General features: G+C 69.7%; 17 protein-coding genes. 5 read left to right on the forward strand and 12 right to left on the reverse strand.

Features of this window, described 5'->3' with window-relative positions; all coding sequences use genetic code 11:
* Positions 1-503: 503 nt before the first annotated feature.
* The 4 genes from rplN to CA982_RS05840 are packed head-to-tail and all read left to right on the forward strand — an operon-like array spanning position 504 to position 1,991.
* Entirely contained in the window at positions 504-872 is a 369-nt protein-coding gene (rplN, locus tag CA982_RS05825) for a 50S ribosomal protein L14 (RefSeq protein WP_004019493.1), read from the forward strand.
* A 1-nt stretch (position 873) separates the two neighbouring features.
* Positions 874-1,191, forward strand: a complete 318-nt coding sequence (gene rplX, locus CA982_RS05830; RefSeq protein WP_005197643.1) for a 50S ribosomal protein L24 — start codon at positions 874-876, stop codon at positions 1,189-1,191.
* A gap of 1 nt (position 1,192) precedes the next feature.
* Positions 1,193-1,804 carry a 50S ribosomal protein L5 gene (gene rplE / locus CA982_RS05835; protein ID WP_004019491.1) on the forward strand — a complete coding sequence of 204 codons (612 nt, stop codon included), beginning with the start codon at positions 1,193-1,195 and terminating at the stop codon, positions 1,802-1,804.
* Position 1,805: 1 nt separating this feature from the next.
* The gene (locus tag CA982_RS05840; RefSeq protein ID WP_004019490.1) at positions 1,806-1,991 is read left to right on the forward strand and encodes a type Z 30S ribosomal protein S14; all 186 of its coding nucleotides are present in this window, start codon (positions 1,806-1,808) and stop codon (positions 1,989-1,991) included.
* 100 nt (positions 1,992-2,091) lie between these two features.
* Here the strand turns inward: CA982_RS05840 and CA982_RS05845 are convergent, their stop codons facing one another.
* Together CA982_RS05845 and CA982_RS05850 are read right to left on the reverse strand one after the other, a co-directional pair.
* Positions 2,092-2,544, reverse strand: a complete 453-nt coding sequence (locus CA982_RS05845) for an SRPBCC family protein (RefSeq protein ID WP_086534406.1) — start codon at positions 2,542-2,544, stop codon at positions 2,092-2,094.
* Between the two features lie 82 nt (positions 2,545-2,626).
* Positions 2,627-4,048 carry an AIM24 family protein gene (locus CA982_RS05850; RefSeq protein WP_086534407.1) on the reverse strand — a complete coding sequence of 474 codons (1,422 nt, stop codon included), beginning with the start codon at positions 4,046-4,048 and terminating at the stop codon, positions 2,627-2,629.
* Between the two features lie 268 nt (positions 4,049-4,316).
* On the opposite strand from CA982_RS05850, the gene CA982_RS26665 reads away from it, so the two are divergent.
* A complete protein-coding gene (locus CA982_RS26665) occupies positions 4,317-4,457 on the forward strand; it encodes a hypothetical protein (RefSeq protein WP_167383334.1) in 141 nt (46 codons plus the stop codon).
* Positions 4,458-4,515: 58 nt separating this feature from the next.
* Here the strand turns inward: CA982_RS26665 and CA982_RS05860 are convergent, their stop codons facing one another.
* From CA982_RS05860 to CA982_RS05905, 10 genes are all read right to left on the reverse strand, one after another.
* Entirely contained in the window at positions 4,516-6,009 is a 1,494-nt protein-coding gene (locus CA982_RS05860; RefSeq protein ID WP_086534501.1) for a sugar transferase, read from the reverse strand.
* A gap of 132 nt (positions 6,010-6,141) precedes the next feature.
* A complete protein-coding gene (locus CA982_RS05865; protein WP_086534409.1) occupies positions 6,142-6,810 on the reverse strand; it encodes a GAF domain-containing protein in 669 nt (222 codons plus the stop codon).
* Positions 6,811-6,856: 46 nt separating this feature from the next.
* Entirely contained in the window at positions 6,857-8,074 is a 1,218-nt protein-coding gene (locus CA982_RS05870) for a lipase family protein (protein ID WP_086534410.1), read from the reverse strand.
* On the reverse strand, positions 8,071-9,342 hold the full coding sequence (locus tag CA982_RS05875) for a hypothetical protein (RefSeq protein ID WP_086534411.1): 1,272 nt from the start codon (positions 9,340-9,342) through the stop codon (positions 8,071-8,073). Before CA982_RS05875 ends, CA982_RS05870 begins: the two co-directional genes overlap by 4 nt.
* Complete coding sequence (locus CA982_RS05880) at positions 9,329-10,435, reverse strand: glycosyltransferase (RefSeq protein ID WP_086534502.1); 1,107 nt, start codon at positions 10,433-10,435, stop codon at positions 9,329-9,331. Before CA982_RS05880 ends, CA982_RS05875 begins: the two co-directional genes overlap by 14 nt.
* A complete protein-coding gene (locus CA982_RS05885; protein WP_086534412.1) occupies positions 10,425-11,816 on the reverse strand; it encodes a YveK family protein in 1,392 nt (463 codons plus the stop codon). Before CA982_RS05885 ends, CA982_RS05880 begins: the two co-directional genes overlap by 11 nt.
* A gap of 148 nt (positions 11,817-11,964) precedes the next feature.
* Positions 11,965-13,056, reverse strand: a complete 1,092-nt coding sequence (locus CA982_RS05890; protein WP_086534413.1) for a glycoside hydrolase 5 family protein — start codon at positions 13,054-13,056, stop codon at positions 11,965-11,967.
* A gap of 62 nt (positions 13,057-13,118) precedes the next feature.
* Positions 13,119-14,216 carry a glycosyltransferase family 4 protein gene (locus CA982_RS05895; RefSeq protein ID WP_086534414.1) on the reverse strand — a complete coding sequence of 366 codons (1,098 nt, stop codon included), beginning with the start codon at positions 14,214-14,216 and terminating at the stop codon, positions 13,119-13,121.
* Positions 14,213-15,733 carry an oligosaccharide flippase family protein gene (locus tag CA982_RS05900; protein ID WP_086534415.1) on the reverse strand — a complete coding sequence of 507 codons (1,521 nt, stop codon included), beginning with the start codon at positions 15,731-15,733 and terminating at the stop codon, positions 14,213-14,215. Before CA982_RS05900 ends, CA982_RS05895 begins: the two co-directional genes overlap by 4 nt.
* Positions 15,730-16,680 (reverse strand): glycosyltransferase family 4 protein, encoded by a 951-nt coding sequence (locus CA982_RS05905; protein ID WP_086534503.1) that lies wholly within the window; start codon positions 16,678-16,680, stop codon positions 15,730-15,732. The genes CA982_RS05900 and CA982_RS05905 overlap by 4 nt, the downstream gene beginning before the upstream one ends.
* Between the last annotated feature and the right edge of the window lie 7 nt (positions 16,681-16,687).

A 16,687-nucleotide genomic window follows, 5' to 3' on the forward strand; every position in this document is an offset into this window, starting at 1 on the left:
AGTCGAGGACTTGCCGTCAGGCCCGCGGTTGTCGGACTGAGCTGCGGAGCCGGGGGGAATGGTGATCGTTCGGCTCACGATCGGCAGCCGAGAAAACCCCCGGTGCTGACACGCCCCCCGTGTTTCGCTCCCTCCCGGCGCGCTCTCGTGGCTCGCCGGGCGGGCTTGTAATCTGGTCGATCTCGTCTCGTGAGGTGCTTCGCGTGGCGGTACACCCCAGATGGGTCAGTGCGGAAAAAAGTTTCCCGGCCCGGTGCCATCCGAAACCCGCGGCCGGTGACAGCGGCACCGATTTGGCCCGGACCTGGGCATTCCCCTACACTTGTGGGGTTGCCTGCGGCACTGTCGTGTCGCGAATCGGCTCACGAACCCACTGGGGCGGACCGCTCAGGTGTCACAGCCTGGCCAAAACCCCAGGCAGGCGTGTGTTCGGTGGCAGCGGACCGTGTGCGTCGGGTCGGAAATCCGCCGTACATAAGAAGCCAGGTCAAGGAGACTAACGAGTGATTCAGCAGGAATCCCGCCTGCGAGTCGCCGACAACACCGGTGCCAAGGAGATCTTGTGCATCCGCGTGCTCGGCGGTTCCTCGCGGCGCTACGCCGGCATTGGCGACGTCATCGTCGCCACTGTCAAGGACGCCATCCCGGGCGGCAACGTCAAGAAGGGTGAGGTCGTCAAGGCCGTCATCGTGCGCACCACCAAGGAGCGCCGTCGTGCGGACGGAAGCTACATCCGCTTCGACGAGAACGCCGCCGTCATCCTCAAGGGTGAGAGCGACCCCCGCGGTACCCGCATCTTCGGCCCGGTCGGCCGCGAGCTGCGTGAGAAGAAGTTCATGAAGATCGTGTCGCTGGCACCGGAGGTGATCTGACATGAAGGTGCACAAGGGTGACACCGTGATCGTCATCTCGGGCAAGGACAAGGGCGCCAAGGGCAAGGTCATCCAGGCCTTCCCGAAGACGCAGCGAGTTCTCGTCGAGGGCGTCAACCGAATCAAGAAGCACACCGCCGCGTCGGCCAACGAGCGCGGTGCCTCCTCCGGCGGCATCGTGACCCAGGAAGCCTCGATCCACGTCTCGAACGTGATGGTCGTGGATTCCGACGGCAACCCGACTCGCGTCGGCTACCGCGTCGACGAGGAAACGGGCAAGAAGGTCCGGATCTCGCGCAAGAGCGGGAAGGACATCTGACATGACCTCTACTGAAACTGTGAACGGCGGCTCCGCAAGCTCCGCCGACAAGATCCAGCCGCGCCTGAAGACTCGCTACCGCGAGGAGATCAAGGACACGCTGAACAAAGAGTTCGAATACCCCAACGTGATGCTGATCCCGGGCGTCGTGAAGGTCGTCGTGAACATGGGCGTCGGCGACGCCGCCCGTGACGCGAAGCTGATCAACGGCGCCGTCGAGGATCTGGCCAAGATCACCGGTCAGAAGCCGGAGATCCGTCGCGCTCGCAAGTCCATCGCGCAGTTCAAGCTGCGTGAGGGCATGCCGATCGGTGCGCGCGTCACCCTTCGTGGCGACCGCATGTGGGAGTTCCTGGACCGCCTCGTGTCCATCGCCCTCCCGCGTATCCGCGACTTCCGCGGTCTGTCGGACCGTCAGTTCGACGGCAACGGCAACTACACGTTCGGCCTGAACGAGCAGTCGATGTTCCACGAGATCAACATCGACAACATCGACCGGCCCCGCGGTATGGACATCACCGTCGTGACGTCGGCCACCACGGACGACGAAGGCCGGGCGCTGCTGCGTGCCCTGGGCTTCCCGTTCAAGGACAACAACGTTAAGGACAACTGACATGGCAAAGAAGGCTCTGGTCAACAAGGCCAACAAGAAGCCCAAGTTCGCCGTGCGGGCCTACACCCGGTGCAACAAGTGCGGTCGCCCGCACTCGGTGTTCCGCAAGTTCGGCCTGTGCCGAATCTGCCTGCGCGACATGGCACATGCCGGCGAGCTGCCGGGTGTGCAGAAGTCCAGCTGGTGACACTCACCCCCCGGATTTCGTAGCAAGAATGCGCATGGCGCGTTCGCGCCACAAGATCGTCGACGGCCCCACCTCGCCCAGCGAGGTGGGGCCGTTGCCGTCAGCGGGTCGCGGCCCATTCGTCGACGAGGCGCGGCAGCTTCTTCGCGTTCGCGGAGAGCGACCGCTGATACGCGCGGATCGCCAGCGCGTCGGCGAGCTTCCCGACCGCACCGCCGACGCCGGCGTTGCGGATGCGGTAGGTGAGTTCGACGCCGCGGCGAACCTCCGCGAACGTGGCCGAGATGGCGAACTCGAGCGGTGACTCCGTGGAGGAGAACTCGGTGGTCGTGTGCGCATCGACCCGCGTGAACTCGCCGGTCCAGTCGACGGCGCGGCCGAGCCCCTTCATCTGGCCGCGCCAGACGGTCCCGACCGTGACCGGCCCGTCGGTGACGGTCTCGACGCCGATCACGCCGGGCGTCAGCGCCGCGACGTGCTCCGGGATGAGGCAGTACTCCCACACCGTGGTGAGGGGTTGTCGGACGAGGACGGTCGCGCTTGCTTCGGGCATGGCGTCGACGTTACCCGCCTGCCGGATCCGGTAGCGAAGTGTGTTCTCTGACAGCGCTTTTCGCCACGAGGACCAGCGGGACTCAGCGCCCGAGGATCCCGCCCAGCACGCCACCGGCGCCGGACCCGGCCGACCCGCCGCCGCCGGTCCCGCCGATGAACCCGCCGGGTGGTAGCTCCGACGGCTGGACGACGACGAAGCCCCGGCCGGAGAACTCGAGGGTGAACCGCTCGCCGGTGCTGCGTCCCATGAGGGTGCCGAGATTGAACGAGTCGTTGGACTTCACCGACGTGCGCAGGCTCGACGACCATGCGACCGCGGCCTGCGGGTCGGCGTAGGTCGCGGCGTCGACATTCAGGACGACCGGGGTGCCGTCGGTGGTGATGGCGATCCGGCCGCGACCGGTGAACACACAGTTGAACAAACCGGCGTTGCTCATCGCCCCGGCCCCCTGCACACGGGCGATGTCGTAGGACAGCGACGAGTCGAAGGCGAGTACGTTGGCGCCGTTGATGGTGAGCCCGTCGGACCCGTCGAGATCGATGAGGTGCACGTCCGACGCGGCGTCGGCGAGGAACAGGTCACCCTGCCCGGTCACCTTCATCAGCGGGACGCCCTCGCCGGTCATCGCCTGACGCATCATTCGTCCGAGGCCTCCGGAGCCGAGCGCCTCGAACTTGAGGTTGCCCTGGTAGGCCACCATCGAGCCGCTGCGGGCCATCACCTCGCCGGCGAGTCCGACGCGGCACATCTTGCTGCCCTGCTTCTGGATGCCCTGCCCGGTGACCTCGGCGTGGGACGGCGCGAACAGATCGCTGTGCATGGGAACTCCCTGTGGTTGGGCGGTGACCGGAGACCGGGGCGGCGCGGGCGGTGTATTCCGGTGCGACGCCTGCGGTCCGGGTGACGGTGGTGGTGCGGGCGGCGTGGCCGTCGGCGGTGGCCATGGCTGCGGATCGGTCACGCGCGGCGGATGCCCGGGCGGGGCTGACGGAGCGGGTTCGTCGTCGACCTCGATGCCGAACGCGGTGGCCAGCCCCGCGAGACCGGCGTCGTATCCCTGTCCGACGGCCCGCACCTTCCACTGGTCGTTGCGCCGGTAGATCTCCAGGCACACGACGGCTGCCTCGCTGGTGAGGCCGGCGGGGCTGAAGGTGAGCTCCTCGCCGCCGCCGGTCACCGTCGCGGTGAGCGCACCCGCGGTGGCGAAGCTCGAGGGCCCGGTCCCGTCGAGGCTCGCCGCGACCACCACCGTCGCGATGTCGCGCGGCAGGGCACCGGTGTCGATCGTGACGATGTCGGCGGAGCCGTCGGAGCGGTAGCCGACGCCGGGGCCGGCGGGCTGGTTGTAGAAGATGAGGTCGTCGTCGGAGCGGACGCGACCAGCGTCGGTGAGCAGGATCGCCGAGGTGTTGACCGGCGATGCCGAGCGCACCGAGACGGTCACGGCCGACGACGGCAGTGGCCGGTTCTCTCCGGCGGTCAGCGTGAGCACGATGCCCATTGTGCCAACTCTCCGCACTCGGGGGCGCCCGCTGGTCGATCGACACGTGGCCTGCCGTACGTGTTGCTCGGTCTGGCCCGCGCGTCGGCAGGTTCCGGACCACCACCGGCCTGGCTTGACGACCACCCGAAAAACCAGTGGCGCCGGCAGGTGCCCGCACGCCACGATGAGCGGGCAATCGAGTCACGGATGCCCGTGCGCATCCACCATCGGCACGTCATGGCGAATGATGTGCCGGCACATCATGTCCGAGCGACAGGAGATCGCCATGACCGCACTGCTCCTCGCGATCGTCAGCGGCGTCGTCCTGCTCGTCGTCGTCGCGCGTACACTGATCGTCACCATCCGGGACGACCGCGGCCGCGTGCCGCATCGCGCGGCCTACGACACCCGACGACCGTTCCCATGACGATCCCCATCGCGTGGCCGACGCTCGTGGGTCGCGACCTTCTCCCCGTCACCTCGACTCACTCCGCCTTCTTGAGCACTGCCAGCACGGTCAGGAGAAGGATCTTGATGTCGAGCCACAGCGACCAGTTCTCGATGTAGTAGTTGTCCCACTCGGCGCGGTCGGCGATGGAGGTCTGCCCGCGGAGACCGTGCACCTGAGCCCATCCGGTGACGCCTGCCTTCACGCGGTGGCGTTCGCCGTACCGCCGGATCTGCACCTCGAACAGCGAGACGTATTCCGGACGCTCGGGTCGCGGACCCACGAGACTCATGTCGCCGCGGATCACGTTGAGCAACTGGGGCAGTTCGTCCATCGACGTCGACCGCATGATCTTGCCGATCTTGGTGCGGCGGTCGACGCCCTCGACGCCGCCGGGAGCGCTGCCCGCGGTCGGTCGGAACTTCTCCGCGTCCGGATCCTCGGGTCGCATCGAGCGGAACTTCAGACAGTCGAACACCCGCGCGTTGCGGCCCACCCGAGGCTGCGCGAAGAAGATCGGCCCGGGTGAGCTCAACCGCACCAGCAGCATGAGAGTCAGGAACAGCGGTGAGATCGCCGCCAGAATCAGGGCCCCGACCACCCGGTCCCCGATGTGCTTGGTGCGGAACTGCCATCCGCGCGGGTTGGTGTGCGGGACCGACATCAGGGGCAGCCCGCCGATGTGGTCGACCCGGCTGCGGCGTCCGACGACGTCGAACATGCGCGGCACGATCCACACCTTGACCCCGTGCCGGTGGGCGATACGGACGGCGGCGGTGAGTCTTTCGACATTGGTGACCGCGAAAGCCACGACCAGGACCTCGGCCTTCGTCGCCCGGATCGCCTCGTCGAGTTCGTCCACCCCACCGAGCTGCGCGATCTCGTTGGTGGGGCCCTCGTCCCGGTCGGCGCGGGGTGGCGCGCTGGCGGCCAGGATGCCGACCGGCCGGAGACCGTGCTCCGGCGCGGCGACCATGCGGCCCACCACCTGTGCGGTGATCGGTCCGTCGCCGATGATCAGCGTGGGAGACAGCAGGTGCCCGTTCTTGCGCAGGCTCCGCTGGATGATGTCGCGGAGGAGACGACCGAACGGAACCCAGAACAGCGCCGACACCCACACTTTGGTGACCGCGGCGCCGGGTCTGTCGTCGGAGTAGGACAGGAGCAGCGAGCACAGCAGGATCATCGCGGCGATCGTGCAGCCGGTCATGACCCGCCCGACCTCGTCGAGGAAGCGGCGGTTCAGGCCGCGGCGGTACACCCCGCGCAAGGTGAAGATGACGACGAGGATCGGCACGAAGAGGACGAGCGTCCACAACGGCGGATTGGCTCCACTGCCGCTGTTCACCCACCAGATCCCCATGGCCAGGGCGATCGTCGCGGAGACCACGTCGATCGACACGGTCACCATCGTGCTCAGGGGATCGTCGCGGATCAGCTCGTGGAAGGTGCGCCGGCCACTCGGTGGCGCGGACGCGGGGGCACGCATCGTCGTCTGCGGGATCTCGGCCTGCGATACACGGGTCGACAAGTCCACTCCATCCGAAACAACAGCCCCCCGTCTCGACGATTGTAGGTGCACACGGCAGTCCCGCGTGCGCCTACCGGGCACGTGTTGGGCACCGAATGCTCACCGCCAGGTCACGAGGCCTCGCGATCGGTGTCACCGCCCGAAGATGAGCTCCTGGACCAGGATCGAGAGATCGGACATGAGCTGGACCTCCGCGGAGGACCAGTGGTGCGGTTCGGAATCCCAGGCGCAGAACGTGCCGATGACATGTCCCTCGTCGTCGGCGAGCGGGATGCCGAGATAGGCGGTCACCTCGCCGCTGACGGCGGTCGGATGATCGGCGAGCAGAGCGTGGTCGGCGATGTCGTCGATGATCAGGGGTGAACCACTGACCACCGGGAGGACGCAGAGCGAGTCGACCAGCGATCGGGTGCCGGGGCCTTCGGGACTACCGGAGCGGAAGGCGATCGCCGCGGTCGCCTGCTCCTCCGGGGTGATGAGGTTGACCGCGACATGCGGAACGCCCACGGCGTCGATCGTGAGACGGATGGTCTCGTCGAGGTTGTGGGTCGGCGGGTCGTCGAGGAGCCCGCTGTCCTTCAGGGCGCGCATGCGCGCGGGATCGGACAGGACCGCGTGGAGCGTCCTGGCCACGTCCGGGTTGCGTCCGCGTACCGCCTCGAGCACGGCGAGCAGGCCTGCCTCGGGGGACGTGTCGAAGAGTGCGGCCAGCCGGTCGGCGTCCGTGGCAGTTCCGGAGTCGGGAGCGGGTTCGTCGACGGGGTCCACCGTGTTCTCGCCCTCGTCGGGGTTCACACTCATACTCACTCCTCTCGCTGCCCGGATCGACCGGGCACGCGCACACGATTCACGCGCAGGTGTTCGGTGGGCGCTGTCCTGATCGCACGGCCCTGACCCAGTCGGTCGCCGACGAGCCGATGTCGAGTATGCCGTGCGGTTGATCGCGGACCCTGATCGCAGTGATCACATCACCCAGGCGACATGCCCGGTCGATGGCCGCCGCGGTCCACGGGGCGGGGATCACGTCGTCGGAGTCGCTGTAGGCCACCAGCATCGGCGCGGAGGCCCGTTCACGGGGCAGACTCACCTCGCGCAGCCACATCCGGAGCCGATCGGTCGCCGCGTCGTCGACGGGCCGGTAGTCCTCCGGTCGGGTCTCCTCGACGACGGCCTGCTTCTGCACGAGCGCGGCGTCGTTGCACTCGAGGAAGATCCCGAAGCCCTGCTGCAGTGGTCCGTGCACGTAATCGTCGATGACGAGGTCGGGATGGATGGTCTTCAATCCGGTCAGCACGAGCGGGAGGAACGCGATCTGCTCGGGCGTGAGGGTGCCGGCGGCCATCGCGTCGGCCAGCGGCGCGACATCGAGCGCGGGACTCATGCTCACCGTGCCCCGCAGGGTCAGACCACGACCGTAGGTGTCGGCGATCTCGTTGGCATGGAAGATCGCATGTCCGCCCTGCGACACCCCGAAGCCCCACCACTGGTCGCTGGTGCCGTCGACGACCGTCCGGGTCGCCCGGACCGCATCGATGATGTCGTTCGCGGCCGGTGCCGGGTCGAGATAGCGATGCGGCCCGGGGGTGCCGAGTCCTCGATAGTCGGTCTGGACGACGACGAACCCCTGCTCGAGCAGCGACGCGATGAGCCCGACGGTGCCCAGCAGGTTGCCGTACAGCGAGGGGGCGCAAGTACCCGCGGTGCCGGTCGTCGGGTGTCCGACCGCCAGGATCTCCCACCCGCCCGCAGGTGCCCGTCCGCGCGGCACGAACGCGGCGGCCGAGACGGGAACCAGCTCACCGCTGACCGGATCGGTGGACAGGTACCGGAATCGCACGGTCCGGTCGACGATGCGCCGCAGTGCGATGTACGCGTCGGTCGGCATGGGCGACCCCACCAGATCGCCTGCCGACGTCCCCGCCGGGGCGTCGAGATCCGGCGACCCGCCGTCCGACGCGGGGCCGGCGGACGACGAACACGCGGCGGCGAGCAGGACGGTGACGACGAGGAGAGCCATGACCACGGCCGCAGGCGGGCGCCCGGCACGCCGCGACGTCGCCCTCATGATCGAGTGAGCAGGTGATCCAGCAGGGACACCGGGTCTTCACAGAGATGGTCGAGAGCCGCTTCGATCACCGGGCGCCCGACGAAGTCGCTGCAGAAGGTCGTGGTGAAGCTGCGCGAACCGTCGATCTCACTGACGAGCATGCTCGCCGCATCCGGTCCGTCGGGTTCGACGTAGGCGAAGAGGTGGTGCGATGCCGACGCGGGTTCCCACGGCAGGTCGCCGAAGATCCCGATCCGGCCCAGGTCGCTGACCGACAGCCGTAACCGGTCGGGCACTTCGACCCGGGTGGGTGCCGTCTCCTCGCCGGGTGTCGCCGGACGAAGCCGCATCCGAAGTTCACCCGCGGCCAGAATGGCTGCAGGCCAACCTGATTCGGCGACCGCGCGAATCCGGTCCCCGATCTCTGTCGGTGTCGCGTCGGGCGGGAGGCGCAGTGGGATGCCGACCGCGAAGTTCCCGTGGTCCTCGGCGTGCTCGGCGTCGAGATAGCGGCGACAGTCGAACAGGATCTGGGTGCGGTCGTCGAGCACCACCCCCTGCGCGGACAGCGCCGCGCGCCACAGCGCGACGGTCACCGCCGCCGACGACATCCGGACGCCCGTGTCGGCGATCGCACGCGTGAGTTCGGCGGTCTGCCCCGGACGCATCGCGGCGGTGACGGCGCAGCGGGTCGAGCGCCAGTCGTCGATCGTGCGCCGGGGCGCGTCGACGGGCGGTGCCGCGTTGGCGGCGCGCAGGCGAACGATGTCACGGAGGCGTCGCGGATGCCGCAGCACGTGCCGGCGCAGTGCCTGCCACGCCGCGTCGGACGGCAACGATCGTTCGAATCGCTCGGCCATCGGGAACTCGTGGCGGCTCGCCACGCCGGCGATCTGCTCGATGCCGAGGCGGCCGTCGCCCATGCCGTGGGTGTGGTCGATGACCAGCCAGTGGCCGCACACCAGCACCTCCAGCCGGGGCAGCGGTTCGGGGCGGTTGCGCAGGTGCGTCATGAGGTCGCCGACCGGCAGATCGGCGAGGTCGGGGCGCTCGACGACCCGCGGCAGGGTCGCCACGTCGTGGGCCCAGCTCGCCGACGCCGGATCAGGGACGAGACTCAGTCTCGACGTCGGTGTCCACGCCCGGGTCAGCCGGGTCCGGATGACCTCGATGTCCAGCGGTGCCATCGGACCGGTCACCGAGATCGTCCGGGAGGTGGCCAACGCACGGTCGAGGACGGACGCGCGCCGGCGGCCGGACGTCCCGGTGGTCCTAGAGCGCGGCATCGACGACCTCGCGCATCTCGTCGCGGAACCGTTCGCGCCGGAATCGCTCGGCCCAGGACCGGATCTCGGAGCGGTCGAAGTCGTCGACGGCGAAGTCGCGCAGCGCGGCCGCCAGACGTTCGACGATCTCGTCGTCGGTGCCGGGGTCGATGAGCCGGCCGGTCGATCCGGGCACGACGGTGTCGAGCGCACCGCCCTCCCCGAGGGCGATGACGGGGGTGCCGGTGGCCATCGCCTCGACGGGCACGATGCCGAAGTCCTCGATACCCGGCATCAGGACGGCCTTCGCGCTGCGATGCAGGTTCAGCAGCGTGTCGTGCGGCACGCGGCCGAGGAACGTCGTCTTCGGCCCGGCGAGTTCCCGGCACTGGTCCATCGCCCGGCCGTCACCGGCGACGACGAGCCGGACGTCGGCGCGGGCGGCCGCCGCGATGGCGAGGTCGGGCCGCTTGTACGGGACCAGCCGACCGGCCAGGAGGTAGAAGTCCTCGCGTGGCACCGCGGGATCGGGGGTGAAACCGTCGAGGTCGACCGGCGGGTGCACGACGACCGACTCGCGTCCCCACTGCTGGCGGATGCGCTCGGCGACCGCCGACGAGTTCGCCACGATGGTGTGCAGGCGCGGAGCGGCACCGACCTCGCAGCGCCGGGCGACCACCGACAGTGTGGACAGGATCGCCGCGCCGGCGGCGCCGCCTCCCTCGCCGGCCCGGAGCGACGGGTCCCAGGCCCAGCGGGCGGGACTGTGCACATAGGCGATGACCGGGGCCTGGGTCGCGTGCACGGCCTGGGTGGCGAAGGCGTGGTGGCTGGTGACGACCGCGTCGGCATCCTGTAGCGGCATCCGCCGGAAGGCGAGCGGCATCAGTGGGAGCAGCGGCGCGTAGCTGCGCTCACCCAGCAGACGGTAGGCGCGATTGAGCGACGAGGTGATCGGCGGTTCGGTCAACCCGGCCGGGATACCGGCGGGCCGGGCGATCGGCGCGTGCACCTCGACGTGTGGCCACGTCGCGGCCAGCTGTTCGACGACGTGCTCGGATCCGGCTATCTCCGTGAGTCGTTCGTGGACGACGGCGATGCGGTCACCGGGCATTGCTGCCCACATCTCCCGGTGCGGCCCGGAACCGGTCCGGATCGACCGGGTTGGTTCCGGGATCGTCGTGCGCTGCAGCAGGTGTCATGGGTGTGGCGGCCTCGGTTCTCGGTGCGGCTGTGTCCCCGGCGCTCTCGACCCCGGCACTGTCGTCGGGGACCACGTCGGCGGGGCTGGACAAGGCAGGCGCGGGAGGCTGCTTCCCCGTGCGCTGCACGATCAGATGTCGAGTCGCCCCGATGGTCGCGAGCTGGGACAGGGCCTGCTCGGCGGCCTTGCGGTCGCGTCCCGACGACGACACGACGACGACCGCGAGCGCGAGGTCTCCCGGATCGACACGCTGCCACCAGGCCTCGGTGATGGAGTGCCGGGCGACGCGCAGACGATGTCCGTTCAGCGCGTCGTCCGTGGGCGGGACGAGGTCGCCGATCAGGCGATCGGCGTCGACGTGCTCACCGGTGAGGATCACCGCGGTCTGGGCGCGGCGATGGCGTTGCGCGAACGCGGGCAGCAGGGTCGACGGCAACGCCGGTTCGCCGCGCCGTCCGTAGGTGAGCTGCGCGCCGTACCGGTGCGCGACGCGGCGGGCCCAGATCGGATTCGGTCTGCGACCGACCCGCCCGCGGAACAGTACGAGCAGCTCGGCCGCGACGATCGTCGCGGCGATACCGGCGACCGCGGCCTCCTGGGCGGGCTTGGGGGCGACGGGGACCTCGCTCACCGACGGCGCCGCCAGGATCGTGAGCGTGTCCGACGACGAGTTCTGCAGGCGGGTCAGCTGCGAGTCGAGATCGGCGAGGGTGGCGTCGGACTCCACCTTCGCGTCACTGCGGTCGGGCAGCGCGCGGTTGCGGACCCGCTCGGCGGTCACCTGCGCGCGCAGCTGATCGATCTGCCGGGTGATGTCACGGGCATGCGTGGACAGGGATGCGGCCGAGATGGCGGTGACCATCGCGCGGACGACGTCCTCGGCCTGCTCGCTCGTCGGCGCCGTGGCGGTGAAGTCCATCAGCGTGGGTGCGGTGCCCGGGGTCGTGGTGACATGCGAACTCAACTCGCTTGTGCTCCACCCGGTGTCGACCTGGGTCAGCACCTGCCGCAGCACGTTCTCGTCGGTGGACAGCGCCACGAACGGGGCACGCAACTGTTCGACGAAGGCGTCGCCGGGGATGATCGTGCCGGCGGGCGTGATCTCGGCGACGACCGTGGCCGAGTACTCCTCGGCGACCAGCGCGGTGCGCAGCGCGAACACCGAGGCGCCGACGAGGATGCCGATCAGGATGGCCGGGACGGCGACGCGGACGAGATCACGGAAGTGCCCGAACAGGTCGACCGAGGGCGGCGCATCGCGTCGCCCGGCGGCATCGAAGCTGGAGGTCACGCGCCTATCTCCTGTGGTGTCGGATCCCCCCGACCATCCCCGGACATTGCAGTGCTCGATCAGCTGTCAGTTCACCATAACCAACGATGACCGCGACGGTGGTCGAGGTGAACGGGCGTGGCGTGTGTGCGACAGACGATCTCGCGTGTCACCGGTTCGCCAGCATGGTGTACGCCTGCTTCGGCGACCAGTCCCGGCGGACCAGCCCGAAGTTGTGTTCGAGGTTGTTCGGGTCGGTGCCTGCGTCTCGCAGCGAGTACACGAACAACGGCCCGAGCCAGGGCGCGTCGGTCTGGGCGCCGATGGCTATCGCGATGCTCTGCGCCTGAACGTCTTCGGTGACCGCGTTGGTGCCGGTGCCGGTCGGCGCGCCGAACTCGGTCATCCAGATCTTCTTGCCGCCGTCACCCGCGGCGACCATCACGTCGCGCATGTCCCACATCCGGGCCGCGGTGCTCCACGATGCCGCGGCGGGGTCGTTGGGCAGCGCCGGATAGGTGTAGGGATGCACACCCAGTGCGTCCAGGGATTGGTTGAACCCGCCCTGATACAGGGTGCGCACGAACGTCAACGGCGCGATGTCGCGGCCGTTGTCGGTGCCGGGCGCCAGGCCGCCGGAGATCACCGCGGCGCCCGGGACCGCCCTCTTGATGGCGGCGTACGACGCGGTGAGCAGACGCCCGTATTCGCCTGCGTTCGCGCGAGGGAGCCAGTAGTTCGCGAGGTTCGGCTCGTTCCAGATCTCCCAGACCGCTATCGAGTCGGCATACCGCTGCGCCGCGGCCGCGGCGAAGGAGGCGAAGACGTTGGGGTCGGCGGGACGGTAATGGCTGTTGCGGGGGAAGTCGGACGCGCGTGCCGCCCACAACGGGGTGTAGGTCACCAGGCCCAACGGGCACATTCCGTGGGCGACGACGGCGTTGACCACGCGATCGATGGGGGCCCAGTTGCGTTGCCCGCGCCGCGGTTCGACGACGGACCAGTCCACGTCGAGGCGGACCGACCACATCCCGAGATCCTTGGCCACCGACAGCTCTCGATTCAGATCCGCATCGGACGCGCTCAGCAGAGCGGCGCCCGGGGAGGCCGCGATCTGACGGTCGCCGCCCGCGAGTGAACATGCGGCCGGTGCGGAATGGGCGTCGCTGCGCACCCACACGATGGCGGTGAGGGTTGCGACGAGGATGCACACGTACGTGAATGCCGACCGGGTGGCCCGACCGTGCAGGGACCGTGTCATGGATGGCGCCTATCTGACGAGACGCGCCGCGCGCGTCACAGGTTCCGGTCGCGGACTTCTGCTCAGCCGGACAACAACTCGTCGAGCATACGCGGTAGGGTCGTCGACTTGTCGTGTCCGTCGGCGATCCGACGACGAGCCGCCGCGGTCAGCGAACGGCGCAGGCCGGCGTCGTCGAGGACGCGGCTGATCGCCCCGGCGAGCGCGGCGGGATCCGACGGCGGGACGAGGACCCCGGCACCGTCGCGCAGGAACTCGGTCGTGCCGCCGTGGTCGGTACCGATGACCGGTTTTCCGTAAGCCATCGCCTCGAGTACCGACAGCGGCCCGGCCTCGGGTGTCACGCTCGCGGACAGCACGACGTCCCAGCGCTGCAGCGCGGTACGCAGGTCGGTGTGACCGAGGAACCGGACGCGTCCGGCGAGGTCCGGTCCACCGGCCCGAGCATGCAGGGCGGCAACGTGATCGGCGTCGCCGGGAAAGGAGCCCCCGGCGAACTCGAGCTCGACCCCCGGCAGTCCGGCGACGGCGTCCAGCGCGATCGCGTGCCCCTTCCACGGTGTGAGCAGCGCCAGCATCCCGACGACCGGCGGGTCGTGGAGATCGGTCGACAGGGCGGTGACCGGCCAGGTCACACCGTTGTGGGCGACGACGACCGGCAGGCCGAGCTCGGCGAGGGGGACCGCCGTCGCCTCCGACACCGACACCGCCCGCCGGATCACGGGTGCGCTGATGCGGATGACCGCGCGCTGCCGGCCCGACGACAGGGTGTCGTGGACGAGCCAGGAAATCCGGCCCGCGGGTCGCGCGATGCGTGCGGCGGGGAGCGCGAACAACGAGTTGACGATCGTCGAGGTGTCCGCCGTCCGGGACACCCGGCGCAGGATCCGCCCGGCCCGGATCCAGTCGACGACGAGCCGGCCGCCGCCCGCGAGACGCGCCAGGCCGCGCTCGCCACTCAGACCGAGCGGGGGGATGACCACATGGTCCACCCCGGCCGGGAGTCGCCCGGACAATGGCCCGTCCGGGCTGACGACCCGCACCCGGTGGCCGCGGCCGACCGCCACGTCGATGAGATCGAGCATGACCTTCTCCGCCCCGGAGACCTGACCGGTGTGCGCGACGAAGACGATCGTGCGCTCGGCTGCGGGACCGCTCATCGGACCACCTTCGTGTGTCGGCCGGGTGGCGTGGTCACCGCCCGGATCAGCAGAACGGCGGGAGCGGCGACGACCAGCGCCGCGCCCGCCGAGACGACCGGCCAGGGCACGGATTCCGCGGCGGCCCAGACCCCGAGCGCGCACGCGGCGGCGGTCAGCGCGATCAGTGCGATCAGCGTGCCGAGGGGGAGGAGACCGGTGATCAGCAGCGTCCGGCCGATCACCACCCACAACGCCACCGCTGCGACGACGAAGGTGACGACGGTGGCGATCGCCGCTCCGTCGTAGGAGTAGCGCGGGATGAGGACCACGTTGAGTCCGACGTTCAGTGCCAGTCCGCCGATCGCGATCCACGGGTAGCGGTTCGCGTGGCCGGTCGACGCGAGCAGGAAGATGCCGAGGACGATGAAGGCGGTGATCGCCGCGCCCAGGACGAGGAATCGGGCGGCGTCGGCGCCGACGACGAACCGATCCCCGTACAGGAGCCCGATGATGGGTCCGGCGCTCGGCCAGAACGCGGCCACGGCGACGGCGCCACTCGCGGCGAAGACGGCGGCCGCGCTCCGGCACCGCTGCCGCAGGACCGCCGACTGGCTCGGCCAGGCGGCGACCAGCAGGGTGCTGATGGGGCCGATCGCGGCGAGGATCAGGGTGTCCATGATGTCGGAGAACTTGTACCCGATGCTGTAGATGCCGACCGCGTCGAGCGAGTCGAGCAGGCTCAGCAGCAGGACGTCGACCTTCTGCAGCGCGATGGTCAGGGCGAGGCCCAGGGCGAGCGGAAGGGCGTCGGAGAGCATCGGTTTCCAGCGCGACCAGTCGACGATCCGCGACGGTCGCAGCCCCGACGACCGGCGCATGATCCCGACGATCTTGATGATCAGCGACAGGATCTCGTTCGCGACCGGGGCGAGCACGAACACCAGCAGCGCAGGCGCGACCAGTACGGCGGCGATCGTCAGGGCCAGCTGCAACACCTGCCCCAGGCTCTCCGCGATCGCGGTGAGCAGCAGGCGGTGTCGGCTCTGGAAGATGACCGTGAGTGCCTGAGCGGGCGTGGCGAACACGACGACGAGACCGGCGACGGCGGTCGCGCGGACGACGTCGCCGGGATACTGCAGCACGATCACATAGGCGACGGCGATCAGGTAGCCGAGGACGCCGAGCACCACCCGCAGGGCGATGAAGGCCGACGACGTCTTCGCCACCTCGTCGGGATCGTCGGAGATGAGCCGGGCCATCACCGCCCGGCCGACCCCGAGGTCGGTGAAGATCGCGGTCAGACCGAGAAGGGCGAACACGAATGAGTAGGTGCCCCAGTCCTCCGGGGACAGGGTGCGCGCGATCAGAACGCTTCCGGCCCAGCCGAGAGCCGCGATCACCAGGCGACTCACCAGCATCGCGATCGTCGCCCGGGTGGCGGCCCGCGCATCCGAGGCGGGGTGCGGGCCGGGTTCGTCGGCCTGCTGATCGACCAGCACATCGGATGGCAGCGGACCGGTGACGTCCGGGCTCACGGCACCCCCGCGGCGGGTATGTCGATGCCGGACGCGCGGTAGGCCTCGACCGTGCGTCGTGCCGTGGTGTCCCAACTGAGGGCCGACGCGACCGCGGTGCCGGCGGCGACGAGCTCGCCGCGCGCGGCATCGTCACGCACGAGGGGTTCGAGGGCGCGAACCCAGTCGTCCTCGTCGTGGCCCTCGACCAGGGTCGCGCCCTTCCCGACGACCTGCGGGAGCGCGCCGACCGCACTCGCGACGACGGCGCCACCACAGGCCATCGCCTCGACCGGCGGCAGGCCGTAGCCCTCGTAGAAGGAGGCATAGGCGGTCACGGTCGCCGCGGCGTACAGCGACGGCAGGTCCTCGACGTCGACGTAGCCGAGTCCGACCGCCGATGACGGCGCATCGGGCCCCGTCGAGCCGGCTCCGCCGAGTACGCACGGAATGTCGAGGCGCCGCGCGACCGCTGCCACGAGCTCCACGTTCTTGCGTGGTTCGACCGTGCCGATCTGCATCACGAAGCGTTCCGGCAGATCGTATTTCGCCCGAACCCGGGTGATGTCGGCGGCCGACGGGGGGCGGGCCCAGTCTGCGGGCGCGAGTTCGGTGACGTACGCGTCCCGCCCGCACGTCTCGCGGATCCGTTCGGCGGTGAACTCGGAGACGGCGATCAGCACGTCGGCGCGACGAAGCGTCGTGCGGACGAGTACGGATTCGCCCGCGGCGCGGAACCTGCTCGACGCGGACGGCATCTCGAGTACCGACAGATCATGGACGGTCGCGACCGTCGTGGCCGGGCCGGCGAGCGGCAGGTCGACGTCGAGGCCGTGGAACACCCCGCCGGACCGGGTCGGCAACACGCCGAACAGCGCGCGCCGGACTCCGTCGGCGACCGGGCGCCCGACCGGGGCGATCGTCGCCGGCAGTTCGCCGACCGCGTCGGTCTGGACGACCGCGGACAACGGGGTG

Origin of the sequence: Gordonia lacunae (genome assembly GCF_002149015.1) — a bacterium.
Taxonomy (GTDB): domain Bacteria; phylum Actinomycetota; class Actinomycetes; order Mycobacteriales; family Mycobacteriaceae; genus Gordonia; species Gordonia lacunae.

Bases quoted from the DNA above. Each gene is read 5' to 3' on its own strand.
- rplX (WP_005197643.1), top strand. From the start codon at position 874: ATGAAGGTGCACAAGGGTGACACCGTGATCGTCATCTCGGGCAAGGAC.
- rplE (WP_004019491.1), top strand. From the start codon at position 1,193: ATGACCTCTACTGAAACTGTGAACGGCGGCTCCGCAAGCTCCGCCGAC.
- CA982_RS05840 (WP_004019490.1), top strand. From the start codon at position 1,806: ATGGCAAAGAAGGCTCTGGTCAACAAGGCCAACAAGAAGCCCAAGTTC.
- CA982_RS05845 (WP_086534406.1), bottom strand. From the start codon at position 2,544: ATGCCCGAAGCAAGCGCGACCGTCCTCGTCCGACAACCCCTCACCACG.
- CA982_RS05850 (WP_086534407.1), bottom strand. From the start codon at position 4,048: ATGGGCATCGTGCTCACGCTGACCGCCGGAGAGAACCGGCCACTGCCG.
- CA982_RS26665 (WP_167383334.1), top strand. From the start codon at position 4,317: ATGACCGCACTGCTCCTCGCGATCGTCAGCGGCGTCGTCCTGCTCGTC.
- CA982_RS05865 (WP_086534409.1), bottom strand. From the start codon at position 6,810: ATGAGTGTGAACCCCGACGAGGGCGAGAACACGGTGGACCCCGTCGAC.
- CA982_RS05870 (WP_086534410.1), bottom strand. From the start codon at position 8,074: ATGAGGGCGACGTCGCGGCGTGCCGGGCGCCCGCCTGCGGCCGTGGTC.
- CA982_RS05875 (WP_086534411.1), bottom strand. From the start codon at position 9,342: ATGCCGCGCTCTAGGACCACCGGGACGTCCGGCCGCCGGCGCGCGTCC.
- CA982_RS05880 (WP_086534502.1), bottom strand. From the start codon at position 10,435: ATGCCCGGTGACCGCATCGCCGTCGTCCACGAACGACTCACGGAGATA.
- CA982_RS05890 (WP_086534413.1), bottom strand. From the start codon at position 13,056: ATGACACGGTCCCTGCACGGTCGGGCCACCCGGTCGGCATTCACGTAC.
- CA982_RS05895 (WP_086534414.1), bottom strand. From the start codon at position 14,216: ATGAGCGGTCCCGCAGCCGAGCGCACGATCGTCTTCGTCGCGCACACC.